The following is a 17,563-nucleotide window of genomic DNA, read 5'->3' as shown; positions in this document are numbered from 1 at the left end:
TGCCCGGGCTGGATCCCGTCGGTCGCCGTGGCTCCGGCTCGATCAGGGGATCAGGCGCGCCGCCCGCAGGCGGGCGAACAGGTCGAAGAACGCATCGTCGCTGGGCTGGTAATCCAGGAAGCCCATCCGGCGGCTTTTGGACATGTCCGTGATCACCTCCAGCGGGCGCCCGAGATCGGCATCGGTGTGCCAGGGCGAGATCAGCCGATGGATATCCGGCTCTGCCAGACCGTGCGTGGCGGCCAGTGCGGACCAGGGCGCGGCATCGTCGGCCATCTGAGCCGCCAGCGGCCGCACGTGGCCACTGAAGGGCACGGCCTCGATATCGAACCACGCCGCGATCCGGCCCCACATCCAGCGCCACCGGAACACATCGCCGTTGACCACGTTGAACGCCTGGTTGGCGGCGGCCGGTGTCTGCGTGGCCCACAGCAGGTGCCGCGCCAGCAGCCCGGCGTCGGTCATGTCGGTCAGCCCCTCCCATTGGGCGAGCGAACCGGGGAACTGGAACGGGCGCCCGGTGTGCCTGCACAGGCTCGCGTGCACGGCCAGGGTCGTGCCCATGTTCATGGCATTGCCCACCGCCGCGCCGATCACCGTATGCGGGCGATGCACGCTCCAGTGGAAGCCATCGCGGGCGGCGGCGGCAAACACCTCGTCTTCCTGTGCGTAGTAGAAGTTGTCCACGGGCAGGCGCGGTTGTTCTTCACGGAAGGGCGTCTGCGGCAGGTTGCCCTGCGCGTACGCCTCGAACGGGCCGAGGTAGTGTTTCAGGCCCGTCACCAGCGCTACGTGCTGCACCGTGCCTGCGGGCTGAAGCGCGCCAAGCAGGTGACGCACCATCGCGCCGTTCACCCGGATGTTCTCGGCCTCGTTGGCCTGCCGGGACCAGGTGGTGATGAACACGTGCGTGGGTGCCAGTCCGGACAGCGCGGCGCGCGTGGCCTGCGCATCGTGCAGGTCGGCGCAGATGCCGTGGGCGCCGGCGGGCAGCGAATCGGGCCGACGGGCCAGGCCGTGAACTTCCCAGCCCTCCTGCAGCAGCCGTTGTATCAGTGCACTGCCCACGATGCCCGTTGCACCGACCACCAACGCTTTCTGCCTCACGATGTCGCCTCGTTCATTGCTTTACATGCGCACACCTTAGGATATCCAGGTACGCCTCGAAAGAAGGCACCAAACGGTAACCACCCATGAAAACGGATACTCCCGAAGAGCACTGGCGAGAGGATTGCGCCCCCCGGCGGGTGCTGGAGCTGTTCAGCACCAAGTGGACCTCGATGGTGCTGCACACCCTGGCCGTGCGGCATGACGGTACCGCCCGCAGCAACGCGCTGCACCGCAGCCTGCCGGCCGTCTCCAAGAAGATGCTGATCCAGACGCTGCGTGACATGGAGCATGCGGGGATCGTGCTGCGCACCGAGTACCCCACCGTGCCGCCCTCGGTGGACTACACGCTGACCCCGCTGGGGCGCCAACTGGTCGAACCGATCGAACTGATCTACGACTGGGCGCGCCGCAATGCTGGCGCCCTGGACGCGTTGCAGCCGCGCGCGACCTCACGTCGACGCTGAGCGGGACGTGCCTGCCGGATCGGGTAGGGTACGGCTCCCCTCCAGCGGATCGGTCACCAGGACCACGCCGCCCGGCTGCTGGTCCTTGAAGAAGGCGTCAGCTTCGCGGGCCAGCGCCTCGGTTCGGGCCGGGGCAGCGTTCGTTGCCGCAGCGGAGCCGGTCATCACCAGCGCCGATGCCATCAGCACAACACCCGGAATCTTCATGCGTCCTCTCCTTCAGTAGATGGGAGAAGCGTAGGGGTGGCCCTGCGATGACATGGAGCGATATATGACCTGCGGTCAGGGACTGGATCCAATGGCGGCCTGACCGGATGAGCGGTCAGTGCTGCGGGGTGACCCGCAGCCCACGCAGCAGCAGGTCGAGCGCCGCCACGCTCTGTGCCAGCCGCGCATCGCCATCATCGCCATCGGCGATCCAGAACGCGGCCTCGGCCAGGCTGCCGTACACCAGGGAGGCGAGGGCCTGCGGGTTGGCCTCGGCGACCATGCCCTGATCGATCAGGGCGGCGAGCAGGCGCTGCATGGAATCGATGCAGTGGCGTTGGGATTCCGGCGAGGCACCGCCGAGTACCGCGCGGGCATCGCGCAGGACGACGCGTTGGATGGTCGGCTCCAGCGCCATCTCCAGATACCCGGTGCAGCGCAGGCGAAACCCCTCCCAGGGATCGGCTGCAGCATCGGAGATCGCGTTCAGACGCTCGTCCATCTCGGCGTCGATCTGCTCCACCACCGCCGCGAGCAGGCCCTGCTTGTCGCCGAAGTGGTGATACAGCGCGCCACGGGTCAAGCCGGCCTGCGCGGTGAGGTCATCCATGGAGGTGTCGGCGTAGCCGCGCGCGCTGAAGAACGCGCGGGCGGTGGCCAGCAGCGTGGTGCGGGTCTGCTCCATCTCGGCGCGGGTGCGGCGAACCATCGTCATCTCCTTGCATACGGGGCGGATGATTGTTTACATCCGGTGCGTATGTATATAGGATTTTAAACATACGATGTGTATGTAAATGGGTGAGCATGCCCATGGAGACGAGGTTGAACCGCCCCTATCGCGATCTGTTCGCTGCGCCCGGCACGGCCGGCTTCACCCTGGCCGGCCTGCTGGCGCGGCTGCCCCTGCCGATGACCGGGATCGGCATCATCGCGCTGCTGTCCCAGGTGCGCGGCAGCTATGCGCTGGCCGGCGCGGTCGCGGCGACCTTCGTGCTCACCTATGCACTGGTGTCTCCGCAGGTCTCGCGCCTGGTGGACCGGCAGGGGCAGCGCCGGGTACTGCCGATGGCGACCGGCATCAGCGTGATCGGCCTTCTGCTCCTGCTCGGCGGCTCGTGGTACCACGCCCCGGTCGCGCTGCTGTTCGTCGGTGCACTGCTCGCCGGTGCCATGCCCAGCCTGTCGGCGATGGTGCGCGCACGCTGGACGGCGCTCTACCGCGGTCAGCCGCGCCTGCAGACGGCGTACTCGCTGGAAACGGTGTTCGATGAAGTGACCTTCATTGCCGGGCCGCCGCTCTCCGTCGGTCTGGCGGTCTCGCTGTTTCCGCAGGCCGGCGTGCTTGCCGCGGCCATGCTGTTGCCGATCGGCGTATTCGCCCTGGTCGCCCAGCGCAGGACCGAGCCGCCCATCGAGGCCGTGCCATCGACCGGCGAGCACTCAGGGTCCGTGATCGGCCTGGCAAGCGTGCGCTGGCTGGCGCTGCTGATGGTGGCGATGGGGGTGATCGTGGGCACCATCGATATCGTCAGCGTCGCCTACGCGGCGCAGTCGGGCCAGCCGGCCGCGGCGAGCCTGGTGCTCTCTGCGTATGCGGCCGGGTCCTGTCTGTCCGGGGTACTGTTCGGCGCACTCAAGCTGAAGGCGCCACTGCACCGCCTGGTGCTGCTGGGTGGAATGGCGACTGCCCTGACGACCGTGCCGCTGCTGCTGGTCGGCAGCATCGGCTCACTTGTGTCGACGGTGCTCGTGGCCGGCGCCTTCTTCGCACCGACGATGATCGTGGCGATGTCGCTGATCGAGCAGCAGGTACCGGCGCGCCAGCTCACCGAGGGCATGACCTGGCTGCTGGCGGCACTGAACGTGGGCGTGGCGCTGGGCGCGGCGATGTCAGGCTACGGAGTGGATGCGTACGGCGCGCGCGCTGGATTCCTGCTGGCGGTCACTGCCGGCGGTGCGGTGCTGCTGGCGGCCGTGGTCGCGTATCGACAGTTGCGGCCGCGCGACGACCGCGACCTGGGGGAAGGCTGATGCGCACGCACGTGGAATCGGCATCGCCGCACGCGTGGTGGGCGGTCACCGCCGCCAGTCTGGCCACCTTCTCGGTCGTCACCACGGAGATGTTGCCGGTGGGGCTGCTGACGTCGATCGCCGACGCATTGGGAACGAGCACCGGCACCGCGGGCGTGATGGTCTCGCTGCCCGCACTGCTGGCAGCGCTGTTCGCACCGCTGGTGGTGATCAGCGCCGGCAGCGTGGATCGCCGCACGCTGCTGTGCGCGCTGCTGGGGATGCTGGTCATCGCCAACCTGGTCTCCGCGCTCGCACCGACCCTGGCCTGGATGCTGGCAGCGCGCGTGCTGGTCGGGCTCTGCATGGGCGGCATCTGGGCCATTGCCGGCGGCCTGGCGGTGCGGCTGGTGGCCGCCCGATCGGTTGGCCTGGCAACATCGCTCATCTTCGGCGGCGTGGCGGCGGCGTCGGTACTGGGCGTTCCACTGGGTGCGCTGATCGGTGAACTGCTGGGATGGCGCTGGGCGTTCGGCAGCATGGCGCTGTTGGGAGGTGTCGTACTCGTCCTGCATATGGCCGTCATGCCCCGGCTGCCTTCGTCAGGTGCGACCCCCCTGCGTCAATTCGGGCACGCGCTGGGCAACCGCGGGCTGCAGCTCGGGTTGATGCTGACCTTCCTGCTGGTGGCCGGACACTTCATCGCCTTTACCTTCGTGCGGCCGCTGCTGCTGTCGGTGTCGGGCTTCGACGCGCGCTGGGTCGGGCTGTTGTTGTTCGGCTACGGCGCCGCCGGGATGGCCGGCAACTTCATCGCCGGCATCGTGGCAGCACGACGTACCCCGCTGACGGTGTCGCTGATCGCGGCGGGCCTGGTGCTGGCGCCGTTGCTGTTCCTGTCCATCGGCGATTCCCGCCTGGGCGGCGCCATGGCGCTGCTGGCGTGGGGGCTGGCCTACGGCGGGGTATCGGTGGGCCTGATGACGTGGATGATGAAGGCCGCACCAGGGGCGGTGGAGGTCGCCTCCTCGCTCTACGTCGGCGCCTTCAACATCGGTATCGCATCCGGGGCATGGATGGGGGGCCAGGCACTGGACCGGTATGGCCTGACCGCCAATCTCTGGCTCGCCGGAGGCTTCGCGGTCGCGGCGGTGGTGGTGTGCATTGCCGGCCGCCGGATGCAACCGGCGCAACGGGATACCGGCAATCCCTCAGGCGCACTGTGACAGTGCGGACCGACCCTGCCAGGCCTCACTTTTGTCCTGTCGTCTCCAGCGCCGCCTTTTCAGCCACGGTCAACGCGCGATGGCCGTAGCTCAGCACCCGGGTCATCTGCCATTGCCCGTCCTTTTGCTGCCAGACCATCACGAACTTGGCGCTGCCTTCGCACTTGCCGGTGGCCACCTCGCAGAAGCGGTGCTCGCCCTCCTCGATCGCGCCGAAGTTCTTGATCGGGTAGACCTTGAGCGTCCCGGGAACCCGTTCGCGGCGGACCTTGTGGCAAATGTACTTGCGCGTGTTGGAGACCACTGTGTCGCGATCGAACGTGGCCCCGCCGCTGTCGTGATAGAACTCGACGGTAGGCGAAAAGTAGCGGGTAAAGGTCTCCAGGTCGCAGCGGTTGTAAGCGTCGAAGACCTGGTCATCCAATCCGGTGATGGTGCGCGTGAGGGCAGCGGCGTCTTCGGCCTCCTCGCCAGCAGATGCCGCCAGGGGCGCGAGCATGCCGGCGGTTACGAGCACGGCGGCGACAACAGCGGGGAAGCGTTTCATCGGCAGTGCCTGCTTCAATCGGACCAGAGCGGGCGTCACTTTTCGCACGGGCCGCGACGCCCTTCAAGTGTCATTCGGATGGATGACCTCCGGCGCACGGAATCACGGGCGAGGGCAGTGGCCCCTTACAGCGTGCTGGAGTCCACCACTTGGCGGCCGGCCTGGGTCAGGTCGATGTCGCCATCTTCCGCCTGCGCGGCATAGCCGGCTTGGACGGCCCAGTTGGCCGCCTCGTCGCTGACCGGCCGCGTAGCGTTGATGTCGCGCAGGATCTGCCGCTGTTCTTCAGTGAGGGGCGCCCGGGTGCTTTCGCTTCCGCTCATGGCGCGCGGACCTCGACGCTGATCGCGCCCTGGGCCAGCCGTGCGCGCTTGGCCCGCCGATGGTTCACCCACCACACCAGCCCCGGCAGGCCGTACAGCAGTGCACCGGCGAGCAGAAAGATCTTGAAGGCGGCATTCATGGCGGTCTCTCTCCGTGCGGTATGGCATTGGTGCGTCGTGATCGGCCCAAGGTGCGGTGACGCGCACCGGCGCCTGCAGCGGCCCCGGCCGCGACCCCAGCGCTAGTTCAGCGCAATCGCCGTGAAGGCGCTGTCCCTGCGAGGGATACCCCGAGCCGCAGGGCGCTCGTCGCCGGACCGTCATCACTTCGTCGTCTGGCTCGCTTACAACGGGAGCCGCTGGCGACGCCATGGCCGCTGGTTGAGATGGGCCCTAAAGTTCCTCCCCAACCCGCCGATACCGATGCGTCCTTCCGCCTGGAGTACGTGATGTCGGCCGTCCCCCGCCGCCTGTCGTTGTTCGTCGCCCGCCTGGGCGACCGGTTCCGCTTCCGTCTGGCCCCGCCGTCCCGGTTGGCCGGGCTCGGTCGTCTCAGCGTGGCACAGAAACTCAGGGCCAGCCTGCTGATCTGCGGCCTCGGCCTGTTCGCGGTGGCCGTGGTCTACGGCTGGACGCGGCATGATACCGAGCGGGCGGCCGAGACCTTCGCCGCCCACCAGCAGGAGGCCGCGCTGGCGGCCACGCTGGCGACCGAGGTGGCCGAGGCGCGACGGCTGCAGACACGGTATGCCAGCACCTTCGATGATGTCGACCGCGACGCCCTGCAGGCGGCGCAACAGCGCTTGCAGGCCACGCTGGCCCAGCTGCAGCGCGATCCGCACGATGCCGGCAGTGCCGGTGCGCTGCGTGAGTTGGCGACGCGGGCAGCCGACTTTGCCGAGGGCATCACCGCATTGAACGCCCGCGTGGACGAGATGGGACGCGGCGATGCCGGCCTGCGTGCACAGCTGGAGGCAGCGGCTGCCACGCTGGAGGCCAGCGTCGAGGCCAGCGCGCGGCCGGCGCTGATGGCCCAGCTGCAGAAGATGCGCCGCGAGGAGAGCCTGCTGCTGCTCACCGGCGATTCGGCACACACTGATCGCGCCAGCGAACAGAAGCTGCCCTTCGATCTCGCACTGGGCCAGACGCGCCTGGGGCCGGAGATGCAGGAGGCACTGCGGACGCAGATGGACAACTACCAGGGCGCGCTGTTGGCCTACACCGCTGCCCGCATCGGGCTGGACGTGGAAGCGCAGTCACTGGCCGAGACCGCGGCCCAGATCGGCCCCGGGCTGCAGGCGCTGCAACAGGCGCAGACGCTGGCCTTGGCGGCGGCACGCGAGCGACAGGCCGCGCGGGCCAGCACCATGGGGATCGTATTCGCGCTCACGCTGCTGCTGGTCGCGGTGGTGCTGATCGCCACGCTGCTGCTGGTGCTGCGCGCGGTGCGCCACCCGATCACCGATACGTTGCGCTTTGCCGAGGACATCGCCGAGGATCGGCTCGACACCGTCCTGCCCCTGCATAATCCGCACGATGAAATCGGCCAGCTGGCCGCGCGCCTGCGCCACATGCAGCACCGCCTGCGTGAGCGGATCGACGCCGAGCGCGCGGTCGCGCGCGACAACACCCGTGCCCGCCAGGCGCTGGACTGCGCACAGACCGGGGTGATGGTGCTCGACGGTGAGGGGCAGATCGGTTTCCTCAACCAGGCGCTGCTGGCCGAACTGCAGCTCACGCACGCGGACTGGAGCGGCCAACCGGCTGCCGCCCTGCATCCGGCCTTCGCCACCCTGGTGCCGACGCTGCAGGCCGGCCAGCGCGCCAGCCGCGAGATCGAGCACGCGGGCATCCGCTACCAGCTGGTGATCACCCCTATCGTGGACCACGGCCAGCTGCTGGGCGCAGCGGTGGAGTGGCGCAGCCGCGCGCTGGAAACCACGGTGGAAAACGAAGTCGCCGCACTGGTGGACGCCGCCGCACGGGGGGAACTGCACGGGCGCATCACGGTGGACGACAAGCAGGGCTTCGTCAAAACCCTGGCCCTGAGCATCAACCACCTGCTCGATACCTTCCAGAGCAATCTGTCCGGGCTGCAGGGGCTGCTCTCGGCGCTGTCGCAGGGCGATCTGCGCGTCCGCATGCACGGTGACTTCCACGGCGTGTTCGCCCGCCTGCGCGACGATGCCAATGCCACGGTGATGCAGCTGACCGACATCGTCGCGCGCATCCAGCACGCGTCGCTGGCGATCAACCATGCCGCCGGGGAGATCGTCGCCGGCAACCACGACCTCTCCGATCGCACCGAGCGCCAGGCGGCGCACCTGGAAGAGACGGCGTCGTCGATGGAGGCGCTCTCGGCCACCGTGCGGCAGAACGCGGATTCAGCGCAGCAGGCCAACCAACTGGCGATACGCGCGGCCGAAGTTGCGGCCCGCGGCGGCGAATCGGTGGCGCAGGTGGTCACCACCATGGCCGATATCGCCCTGTCCTCGCGGCGGATCGGGGAGATCACCGGGGTGATCGACGGGATCGCGTTCCAGACCAACATCCTGGCCCTGAACGCCGCCGTGGAAGCGGCGCGGGCCGGCGAGCAGGGGCGCAGCTTCGCGGTGGTGGCCAGCGAAGTGCGCCTGTTGGCACAGCGCAGTGCCGACGCTGCGCGCCAGATCAAGCAGCTGATCGAAGCCTCGGTGGAGAAGGTCGATGCCGGCACGCGCCAGGTCGATGACGCGGGTGCGACCATGGGTGAGATCGTCGGCAGCGTACAGCGGGTGACATCGATCATGGCCAGCATTTCAGCCGCGTCGCAGCAGCAGACGGCGGGCATCGAGCAGGTGAGCCAGACGTTGCTGCAGATGGATGGCAGCACGCAGCAGAATGCGGCGCTGGTGGAAGAGGCTTCGGCCTCGGCGCGCGCCCTGGACCGCCAGGCCTCGCTGCTGGGCGAAGCGGTGGATGCCTTCGTCGTGACGCCACCGCCGCCGGCGCGTGTGCGGGCGACGGCCTGAGGCTGCGTCAAGGCCGCGCTCACCGTTCTTCACCGGCGGTGAGCCGGCGCTGTGGTTCGCTATTGTCCACCTATGAAGAAATCCACGCGCCGGCCGTCGCCTCCCACTGCCCCGGATGCCTTCGTGCGCGTCCGGGGTGCACGCGAACACAACCTGAAGAATGTGGATGTCGAGATCCCGCGCGATGCGCTGGTGGTCTTCTCCGGCATCTCCGGCTCGGGGAAATCCTCGCTCGCGTTTGGCACGCTCTACGCCGAGGCACAGCGGCGCTACCTGGAATCGCTGTCGCCCTACGCACGTCGCCTGATCGATCAGGTCGGCGTGCCGGACGTGGACGCGATCGAAGGGCTGCCACCGGCGGTGGCGCTGCAGCAGCAGCGTGGTACTGCCAGCGTGCGCTCCAGCGTCGGCAGCGTCACCACGCTGTCGAGCCTGCTGCGGATGCTGTACTCGCGCGCCGGTACCTATCCGGCCAGGCAGCCGATGCTGTATGCCGAGGATTTCTCGCCGAATACACCGCAGGGCGCCTGCCCGAACTGCCACGGGCTGGGCTACGTGTATGAAGTGACCGAACAATCGATGGTGCCCGATCCCTCGTTGAGCATCCGCGAGCGCGCCATCGCCGCGTGGCCACCTGCGTGGCACGGCCAGAACCAGCGCGACATCCTGGTCACGCTGGGCTACGACGTGGACATTCCCTGGCGCGATCTGCCCAAGAAACAGCGTGACTGGATCCTGTTCACCGAGGAACAACCGGTGGTGCCGGTCTACGCCGGCTTTACCCCGGCCGAAACCCGCGCCGCGCTGCGGCGCAAGGAAGAACCCAGCTACATGGGCACCTTCAGCGGTGCGCGCCGCTATGTGCTGCACACCTTTGCGACCACGCAGAGCGCGATGATGAAAAAGCGCGTGGCCCGCTACATGATCGGCGCCCAGTGCCCGGTCTGTGATGGCCGCCGGTTGAAGCGCGAAGCGCTGTCGGTGACATTCGCCGGCATGGACATCGGCACGCTGTCGCAGCTGACGGTCAGTGCGATGGCGCAGGCGCTGCGTCCTGCGGCCGAAGGCCACTTCGATGCGCCGGCAGCTACGGCCACACGCAGCCGCAGCGCAGGCCGGCAGGCCACCGCCAAGCGCGTCGCCGCCGGTGGCAATGCGCATGCCGGCGGCAGTGACGTACGCCGCACGCCGGATCTGTCCGAAGAGAAACGCATCGCGGCACAGCGCATCGCGCACGATCTGGTCGAGCGGATCGGCACGCTGCAGTCGCTGGGCCTGGGTTATCTGTCGATGGACCGCGCGACCCCGACGCTGTCGCCGGGCGAACTGCAGCGCCTGCGCCTGGCGACGCAGATTCGTTCCAGCCTGTTCGGCGTGGTGTACGTGCTGGATGAACCCACCGCCGGCCTGCATCCGGCCGATGGCGAGGCCCTGTACGACGCGCTGGCCCAGCTCAAGGCCGGCGGCAATACCTTGTTCGTGGTCGAGCATGATCTGGAGATGTTGCGCCGCGCGGACTGGCTGGTGGATGTCGGCCCCGGCGCAGGGCAGCATGGCGGCCAGGTGCTCTACAGCGGGCCGCCGGACGGCCTGCGCACGGTCAAAGCCTCGGTCACTGCGCCGTATCTGTTCCAGGACGCCACCGGCACGCGCCGCACGCCGCGCGCGCCGTCCGGCTGGCTGGGCCTGCAGGGCGTCCACCGCAACAATCTGCACGGCGTGGAGGCGCGCTTTCCGCTTGGGGCGTTCACGGCGGTGACTGGTGTCTCCGGCTCGGGCAAGTCCAGTCTGGTCAGCCAGGCACTGGTGGAGCTGGTGGGCGAACACCTGGGGCAGGAGCCGGTGATCGAGGAAACCGACAGCGAGTTGCCGCAGCCCAGCCGCATGGAACGCACGCGGGGCCGCTTGAACGGGGCCAAGGCGATCAAACGCCTGGTCAATGTGGATCAGAAGCCGATCGGGCGCACGCCGCGCTCGAATCTGGCGACCTATACCGGCCTGTTCGATCATGTTCGCCGGCTGTTCGCCGGTACACGCTCGGCCAAGGCGCGGCGCTACAGCGTCGGCCGCTTCTCCTTCAACGTCGCCGCCGGCCGCTGCGAGACCTGCGAAGGCGAGGGCTTCGTCCACGTCGAACTGCTGTTCATGCCCAGCGTCTATGCGCCGTGCCCTACCTGCCACGGGCAGCGTTACAACGCCAAGACGCTGGAGGTGCAGTGGAACGGGCGCAACATCGCGCAGGTGCTGGCGATGACGGTGGAGGAGGCGTTGGCGTTCTTCGCCGACGAGCCACCGGTGCAGCGGCCGCTGCAGCTGCTGCGGGATATCGGGCTGGGCTATCTGCGCCTGGGCCAGCCCGCCACGGAGCTGTCCGGCGGCGAAGCGCAGCGGATCAAGCTGGCCACCGAGCTGCAGCGCAGCCAGCACGGCAGCAGCCTGTACGTGCTGGACGAGCCGACCACCGGCCTGCATCCGGCCGACGTGGACAAGCTGATGGCGCAGCTGCACGGTCTGGTGGATGCCGGCAACACGGTGGTGGTCGTCGAGCACGACCTGCGCGTGGTGGCCGATGCGGACTGGGTGATCGATGTGGGGCCGGGGGCTGGCGAAGACGGCGGGCGGATCGTGGCCGAGGGCACGCCGGCACAGGTCAGCCGGGCCACGCAGGGGGCGACGGCGCGCTATCTGCGCCGCTGGTTCCCCTGAGCGGCCGGGCGTTGCTCAGTACACATCGCGACGGTAGCGTCCGTCGTTGAGCAGGGCATCGACCGGATCGTTGCCCAGTACCTCGCGCAGCACCGCATCGACGCCTTCGGCCATGCCGTGCAGCGAGCCGCACACATAGATGCTGCCACCCAGATCCACCCATGCGCGCAGTGCCTCCGGTGCGGCGCGCAGACGATCCTGCACATAGCCGCCACCCTCGGCATCGCGCGAGAACGCCAGGTCCACGCGGCTCAGATGGCCCTTCGCCTGCCAGGCCTCGATCTCCTCGCGATAGAGGAAATCGTGCGCGCGGGTGCGCTCGCCGAACACCAGCCAGTGCCCGCGGTCGCCCTGTGCGTCCGCTTCGCGCAGCAGGCTGCGCAGGCCGGCGATACCGGTGCCGTTGCCGATCAGCAGCATCGGGGCATGCTCGGGATGGCGATGGAAGCCGGTGTTGCGACGTACCCGGGCCGCGATGCTCTCCGCCTCGGTGGCATGCACGCACAGCCAGCCAGAGCCCAGCCCATGGCGGCCGTCGGGCAGCGCGGTCAGGCGGATCACCAGCTGCACGGCCCCATCGGCCGGTACCGAGGCGATCGAGTACTCGCGATGGGGCAGCGCCGGCAGCCGCGCCAGCCAGCGCGCGGCATCGGCTGCGGCGGCAGGATCACGTGGCTCCACAGCCTCCGGCAGCACGCGCGCGGCAGCCGCTTCGAGCAGCGTCGTGATCCGTCCATCGACCGTCACCGGTGCCTGCGGATCCAGGCCGTTGCGGGCCAGTGCCGCCAGCACGTGGGCACGCGCGTGGCGGGGCGCCATCTCCAGGATGTCACCGGCCTGCCAGTGCGCGTGGGCCGGCGGGTGCAGTGCCACCTGCCAGATCGCCCCGGCGGCGCTGCCCGGATTGAGTACGGTGCGCGCACCGAGTGCCCACGGCTGCAGCGCCACCGGCGCCGGCAGCGGGGTGTGGTCCTCAACGCCGGTCAGCAGGGCCAGCTGCTGCTGCCACTGCGCCAGTGGCACCGCATCGGTGCGATCCACCTCGATGCTGGCGAACAGCCGCTGCGCGCCCTGCGCCGCCAGCCAGCCATCCACCTGGCGCGAGAAACCACAGAAGCGGCCGTACTCGCGATCACCGAGCCCAAGCACGGCATACCTCATTCCCTGCAGCGCAGCGGCGTGCGCCAGTACGCGTCGCTCGAAGGCACGCGCGGCGTCCGGTGCTTCGCCATCGCCGAAGGTGCTGATGACGAACAACGCAGTGTCCGTGTCTGCCAGCACTGCGGCATCCACCTGCGCCAGCGGGCGGACGTGTACCGGCAGGCCGGCCGCCTGCAGCTGTGCAGCCGTGCGCCAGGCCAGCTGTTCGGCAAAGCCACTCTGGCTGGCGAATGCCACCAGCCACGGCTGCCCGGTGCCGATGGCCGTCGCCAGCGGCAGGCGCGAGGCGCGCACGTCGCGCTTCTTGCGGCGGCGGTCCAGGTACAGCATCCAGCCGGTGATGAAGAACACCAGCATGCCCAGGCTGGAGAGCATCACGATGATCCGCCCCGGCAGCCCGAAGAAGCTGCCCGAGTGCAGCGCGAACACACTGACGATGATCTTGCCGCCAACGTTCTTGCTGCGGTAAGGCTCGTAGGAGAGCAGGGCACCCGTGGACGGATCGAGCTGGAGGATGTCCTGCGCGCGGTCGTGCGCGGTGTTGCTTCCCTGCACGCGGCTGGTGAGCGCACGGCCTGGCCTGGCCGGGAAACGAAGGTCGATGTACCCGCGCCGCACGCCTTCCAAGGCGTACAGCGTGGTCTGCACCTTGTGCAGGTCCAGTGGGCCGCCACGGGTGCGCGGCGCGGTCTGCTCGGCGGTTGGGCCGCCAAGCAATGCGGTTGCGCCCTTGCGGTACCAGTCGAACGACCACCACAGCCCGGTCAGCGCGATCATCAGGTAGACCAGCAGCACCCAGGTGCCGACCACCGAGTGCAGGCTCCACAGGAAACTGCGCCCGCTGCGCGCCCACTCCACCGCCAGCCAGGTGCGCCAGTGCCACCAGCGCCGCGGCCAGCGCAGATACAGGCCGGACAGGCAGAAGAACACCAGCGCGATCGCGCAGCTGCCGGTGATCAGGCTGCCGCGCTCACCGCTGACCAGGTGGCGATGCAGATCCTCGACGAAGGCGAAGAAGCCCAGCCCCTTCAGCCCGGTGAGCACGGTGCCGGTGTACGGATCGAAATAGCGCCAATTCGCCTGGCCGCCTTCGAAACGCGCCACCGACAGGCGCTGCCCGGTGGCGTCCACGCGCAGCCGCTGCAGCGGCTGTGGCATGTCCTGCTGCAGCCGTGGCAGCAGCTCTGTCAGGGCCAGTGGCTGCTCGCCCGCCGCGTGCCGCTGCACCACCTGCGCCAGGGCCGGGTTGGCCGCGCGCATGATCTCGTCTTCAAAGGCCAGCGTGGCCCCGCTCAGGCCCATCACCGCCAACACGGTGCCGGCGGTAATGCCCAGCAGCCAGTGCAGCTGGAAAATGATGGTCTTCAACATGGGGGCGGTCCGGCGGCAAGGCGAAGCGCGCCCGGCGGTGGATGAGAATGGATCTCGTCATTGTTGGGTGCAGGCCGGAGGCGGTCAATAGCCCAGGTCGGGCCCGTACGGCCCCCCGATCAAACAGCCACTTCGCCCAAGCGCGTCAGGGCGTTGCCCAGGCCTCGATTTCGCCAGCCGCAAACGGCCCCAGCTTCTGTTTCACGATGCGCCCCTGCGCGTCGATCAGCACGGAGTACGGCAGCAGCCCCTGCGCATTGCCCAGGCGCACGCTCGCATCGGCCGGCCCGGGGGTATCGAGCACGATCGGATAGGCGACCGGGACGCGGGTCAGGAAATCGCGCACGCCCTCGGGCGTATCCAGCGCCAGCCCGAGCACCTGCACGCCCGTAGCGCCCTGGGCATCGGCAAAGGCGGTCAGCGCGGGCATTTCCTCCACGCAGGGGCCGCACCAGCTGGCCCAGACATTGATCAGCAGCGGACGCCCGTGGAAGCTGGCCAGGTCCTGCGGTTTCCCTTGGAGGTCCGGCAGGGTGATCGCCGGCATCGGATCCCCCGGTTGGGCCGCGACCACCGCCGGCCGTGGCGGTGGCGGGGCAGTGGCCGGGCGCTCGTCATGCCCGGCGAACCAGACGCCGGCGCCGATGCCGAGCACGGCCGCGATCACGACCACCACGACCGTCCGCCGTGGTGGCCGCAGGCTCATCGCGCGGTCCGCAGCAGCGCTTCTTCGACCAGCGCCTGGGTCAGCACGGTCGGCAGCACGGTCGGCGGGGCGCCCGGGCCGTAGACCACGTACAGCGGCACGCCGACGGCCTTGTGCTCATCCAGGAAGGCGGTGATCTGCGGGTCGACATTGGTGTAGTCGCCGCGCATGTAGACCGCGTTGGTCCGCCGCAACGTATCGCGGAAGGCGTCGGTGCCCAGCACCGCGCGCTCGTTGGCCTTGCAGGTCACGCACCAGTCGGCGGTCATGTTGACGAACACCACGCGGTTGTCCTGGCGCAGGCGGTCCAGCATCTGCGGCGAGTACTCCACCACGTTGTCGCTGGCCGACTGTGCGGCCTTGGTCGGCGGGTCCAGGCGGGTCACGCCCCAGATCGGATACAGCGCGCCGAGCACCAACAGCAGGGCCAGCAGGCCGCCCACGCGCTGGCTGCGCCAGCGGCTGCGCTCGAACCACCACAGGGCCAGCGACAGGATCACCAGGCCGCCCAGCACCAGCGCCATGGCGTCCACGCCGCGCTGCTTGCCCAGCACCCACAGCAGCCAGATCGCGGTGCCGTACATCGGGAAGGCCAGCACCAGCTTGAGGGTTTCCATCCACGCACCGGGGCGCGGCAGGCGGCGCGCCAGCGAGGGCACGAAGCCGATCAGCAGGAATGGCAGCGCCAGGCCCAGGCCGAGCGCCAGGAACACCAGCATCGCCTGCAGGCCGGGTGCAGCGAAGGCGTAGGCCAGGGCCGGCCCCATGAACGGAGCCACGCACGGGCTGGCCACCACGCAGGCGAGCACGCCGGTGAAGAAATCGCCGACCGGACCGCTGCGCGAGGCCAGCGACTGGCCCATGCCACCCAGGCTGCCGCCGAGGGTGAACACGCCCGACAGGCTCAGGCCCACGGCGAACATCAGGTACACCAGCGCGGCGATGAACCACGGGTGCTGCAACTGGAAGCCCCATCCCGCGGCCTGGCCGGCCGCACGCAGCGCGATCACCAGGGCGCCGATGGCAGCGAACGCCACCAGCACGCCGGCGGTGTACCAGAGCGCATGGCTGCGCGCGCGCTGGCGGCTCTCGCCACTCTGCGCCACGCCCAGCACCTTCAGCGACAGGATCGGCAGCACGCACGGCATCAGGTTGAGGATCAGGCCACCGGCGACGGCGAACAGCAGCAGCACCAGCAGGTTGCCGGGTGCGGCGGCCGGTGCCACCGGCGGCGGGGTGCGCTGCGCGTTGTCTGCACTGGCATCGGGCGGGGTGGCGGTATCGCCGGGCACGGCCAGCGCCGGTTCGTTCGGGCGGATCAGCATCGGCTGGCTGCCGGCGTCGCTGCGGGCCTGGTCGCGCTTGTCGCGATTGGGCAGGGGGGCGATGACCTCGGTCTTCTGCGCGACCTCATCGGCCTTGGCGTTGATCGTGCCTGCCGGCAGCGCCAGCTTCACCCGGCGCGTCATCGGCGGGTAGCAGATGCCATCGGTCTGGCAACCCTGGAAGGTGATCACCAGCGTGGCGTCGGTCGCACCGGCGGTGCTGCGGCGCAGGGGCAGCGGCACATCGATCTGGTCGAAATACACGGCGACATCGCCGAAGTGTTCATCGCGGTGCGATTTGGCAGCCGGCCACTTGGGCTTGTCCGCGCGGATGCCCGGGGCGCCTTCGAGCGCCAGCGAGGTGCGGTCGCGATACAGGTAGTAGCCCGGCGCCGGGGTGAAACGCAGCAGCACGGTATTGCCATCGCCGACGATCGCATCGAAGCCGAACGCGCGCTCGGAGGGCAGCGGCAGCGCCTGGGTGGTGCTGGTGCCGGGCAGGCGCAGGCCGGTGCCGCTGTTGCCGGCCAGCGGGTTGTTGAACGGGGAGGCGGCAGCGCTGGCGGCAGCCGGGGCGGTGCTGGCCGCGCCGCTGCCACCGCCCGGCAGTTTCACCTGCAGCGTGCGCTTCTGCGGCGGGTAGCACACGCCAGCATCGGCGCAGCCCTGGTAGCGCACTTCCAGCGTGACGGTGTCGGCGCCGTCGGCGGCCTTGCCGGGCAGGACACCGGTCAGGCGCTCGCGGTAGGTTTCCACCTCGCCGAAGAAGTCATCGTGGTGCTTCTTGCCGGCCGGCAGCTGCAGCGCCTCGGCATCGAAGCCGGCCTCGGCCTTGACCGTGGTGCGGTGGCGGTACAGGTAATAGCCCGGGGCGATCTTCCAGCTGATCTCCACGCGATCGCGGTCACGCGCCTGCGCAGTAAGCCCGAAGGCCTCATCGACCGGGAGCAGGTCTTTTTCACTGACGGCCCAGGCCGGCAGGGAGACCGCGAGCAACGCGCACAGCGCGGCAACACGACGAAACAGCGTCATCAATCACTTTCCTCACGGGTCTGCGCCCGAATCCAATCCAGGTACGCCGGCAGGCCGGCGCGGGTTTCGACCGCGATGCACTCGGGGAGTTCATACGGATGCAGGGCCTGCACGCGCGCGATCGCGGCATCCAGGCGGCTGCCGGTGGTCTTGATCAACACTTGGACCTCGTGGTCCTCGGTGACCTCGCCCTGCCAACGGTAGGTCGAGTGCGCCCCGTCCAGGCGCGTCACGCACGCGGCCAGGCGTTCGTCCACCAGCGCATGTGCCAGCCGCGTGGCGCAGGCCACGTCGGGGCAGGTGGTGAACAGCAGGAAGACGGGATCGGCAATCGACATGACCGCCGAGTATAGGACCGCTGGAG

Annotated in this window: 15 protein-coding genes; 5 read left to right on the top strand and 10 right to left on the bottom strand. The window is 69.2% G+C overall.

What is annotated here, in order from left to right:
- Positions 1-42: 42 nt before the first annotated feature.
- Entirely contained in the window at positions 43-1,110 is a 1,068-nt protein-coding gene (locus PV764_RS15615; RefSeq protein ID WP_200899506.1) for an NAD-dependent epimerase/dehydratase family protein, read from the bottom strand.
- An 83-nt stretch (positions 1,111-1,193) separates the two neighbouring features.
- Between PV764_RS15615 and PV764_RS15610 the strand changes: the two genes are divergently transcribed.
- On the top strand, positions 1,194-1,574 hold the full coding sequence (locus PV764_RS15610; RefSeq protein ID WP_421117053.1) for a winged helix-turn-helix transcriptional regulator: 381 nt from the start codon (positions 1,194-1,196) through the stop codon (positions 1,572-1,574).
- On the opposite strand, the gene PV764_RS15605 is transcribed toward PV764_RS15610, so the two are convergent.
- Both PV764_RS15605 and PV764_RS15600 read right to left on the bottom strand, forming a co-directional pair.
- A complete protein-coding gene (locus tag PV764_RS15605; RefSeq protein ID WP_019183537.1) occupies positions 1,560-1,781 on the bottom strand; it encodes a hypothetical protein in 222 nt (73 codons plus the stop codon). The genes PV764_RS15610 and PV764_RS15605 overlap by 15 nt on opposite strands.
- A gap of 115 nt (positions 1,782-1,896) precedes the next feature.
- Positions 1,897-2,490: a TetR family transcriptional regulator gene (locus tag PV764_RS15600; RefSeq protein WP_019183538.1), complete on the bottom strand. Its 594-nt coding sequence runs from the start codon at positions 2,488-2,490 to the stop codon at positions 1,897-1,899.
- Positions 2,491-2,603: 113 nt separating this feature from the next.
- On the opposite strand from PV764_RS15600, the gene PV764_RS15595 reads away from it, so the two are divergent.
- Positions 2,604-3,812 (top strand): MFS transporter, encoded by a 1,209-nt coding sequence (locus tag PV764_RS15595; protein WP_421117052.1) that lies wholly within the window; start codon positions 2,604-2,606, stop codon positions 3,810-3,812.
- A complete protein-coding gene (locus PV764_RS15590; protein WP_046273092.1) occupies positions 3,812-5,017 on the top strand; it encodes an MFS transporter in 1,206 nt (401 codons plus the stop codon). The genes PV764_RS15595 and PV764_RS15590 overlap by 1 nt, the downstream gene beginning before the upstream one ends.
- A 25-nt stretch (positions 5,018-5,042) precedes the next feature.
- On the opposite strand, the gene PV764_RS15585 is transcribed toward PV764_RS15590, so the two are convergent.
- The 3 genes from PV764_RS15585 to PV764_RS15575 all read right to left on the bottom strand — a co-directional run bounded on the left by PV764_RS15585 (position 5,043) and on the right by PV764_RS15575 (position 6,027).
- The gene (locus PV764_RS15585) at positions 5,043-5,564 is read right to left on the bottom strand and encodes a nuclear transport factor 2 family protein (RefSeq protein ID WP_421117051.1); all 522 of its coding nucleotides are present in this window, start codon (positions 5,562-5,564) and stop codon (positions 5,043-5,045) included.
- 125 nt (positions 5,565-5,689) lie between these two features.
- Entirely contained in the window at positions 5,690-5,887 is a 198-nt protein-coding gene (locus tag PV764_RS15580; protein WP_019183542.1) for a hypothetical protein, read from the bottom strand.
- Entirely contained in the window at positions 5,884-6,027 is a 144-nt protein-coding gene (locus PV764_RS15575) for a hypothetical protein (RefSeq protein ID WP_019183543.1), read from the bottom strand. The genes PV764_RS15580 and PV764_RS15575 overlap by 4 nt, the downstream gene beginning before the upstream one ends.
- Before the next feature lie 309 nt (positions 6,028-6,336).
- Between PV764_RS15575 and PV764_RS15570 the strand changes: the two genes are divergently transcribed.
- Positions 6,337-8,898 (top strand): methyl-accepting chemotaxis protein, encoded by a 2,562-nt coding sequence (locus PV764_RS15570; protein ID WP_421117050.1) that lies wholly within the window; start codon positions 6,337-6,339, stop codon positions 8,896-8,898.
- A gap of 72 nt (positions 8,899-8,970) precedes the next feature.
- Positions 8,971-11,604 (top strand): excinuclease ABC subunit A, encoded by a 2,634-nt coding sequence (locus PV764_RS15565; RefSeq protein ID WP_421117049.1) that lies wholly within the window; start codon positions 8,971-8,973, stop codon positions 11,602-11,604.
- A gap of 15 nt (positions 11,605-11,619) precedes the next feature.
- Here PV764_RS15565 and PV764_RS15560 read toward each other — a convergent pair whose 3' ends face one another.
- The 4 genes from PV764_RS15560 to cutA form a co-directional block, all read right to left on the bottom strand.
- Positions 11,620-14,136, bottom strand: coding sequence for a PepSY-associated TM helix domain-containing protein (locus tag PV764_RS15560; RefSeq protein WP_421117048.1), 2,517 nt, complete (start codon positions 14,134-14,136; stop codon positions 11,620-11,622).
- Between the two features lie 145 nt (positions 14,137-14,281).
- Positions 14,282-14,842, bottom strand: a complete 561-nt coding sequence (locus PV764_RS15555; protein ID WP_070426064.1) for a TlpA family protein disulfide reductase — start codon at positions 14,840-14,842, stop codon at positions 14,282-14,284.
- Positions 14,839-17,199: a protein-disulfide reductase DsbD domain-containing protein gene (locus PV764_RS15550; RefSeq protein WP_421117047.1), complete on the bottom strand. Its 2,361-nt coding sequence runs from the start codon at positions 17,197-17,199 to the stop codon at positions 14,839-14,841. Before PV764_RS15550 ends, PV764_RS15555 begins: the two co-directional genes overlap by 4 nt.
- Entirely contained in the window at positions 17,199-17,537 is a 339-nt protein-coding gene (cutA, locus tag PV764_RS15545; RefSeq protein WP_343313251.1) for a divalent-cation tolerance protein CutA, read from the bottom strand. Before cutA ends, PV764_RS15550 begins: the two co-directional genes overlap by 1 nt.
- Between the last annotated feature and the right edge of the window lie 26 nt (positions 17,538-17,563).

The organism is Stenotrophomonas sp. AS1, assembly GCF_048957655.1.
Lineage (GTDB): Bacteria > Pseudomonadota > Gammaproteobacteria > Xanthomonadales > Xanthomonadaceae > Stenotrophomonas > Stenotrophomonas bentonitica_A.
This window is presented reverse-complemented; position numbering and strand designations above follow the sequence as displayed.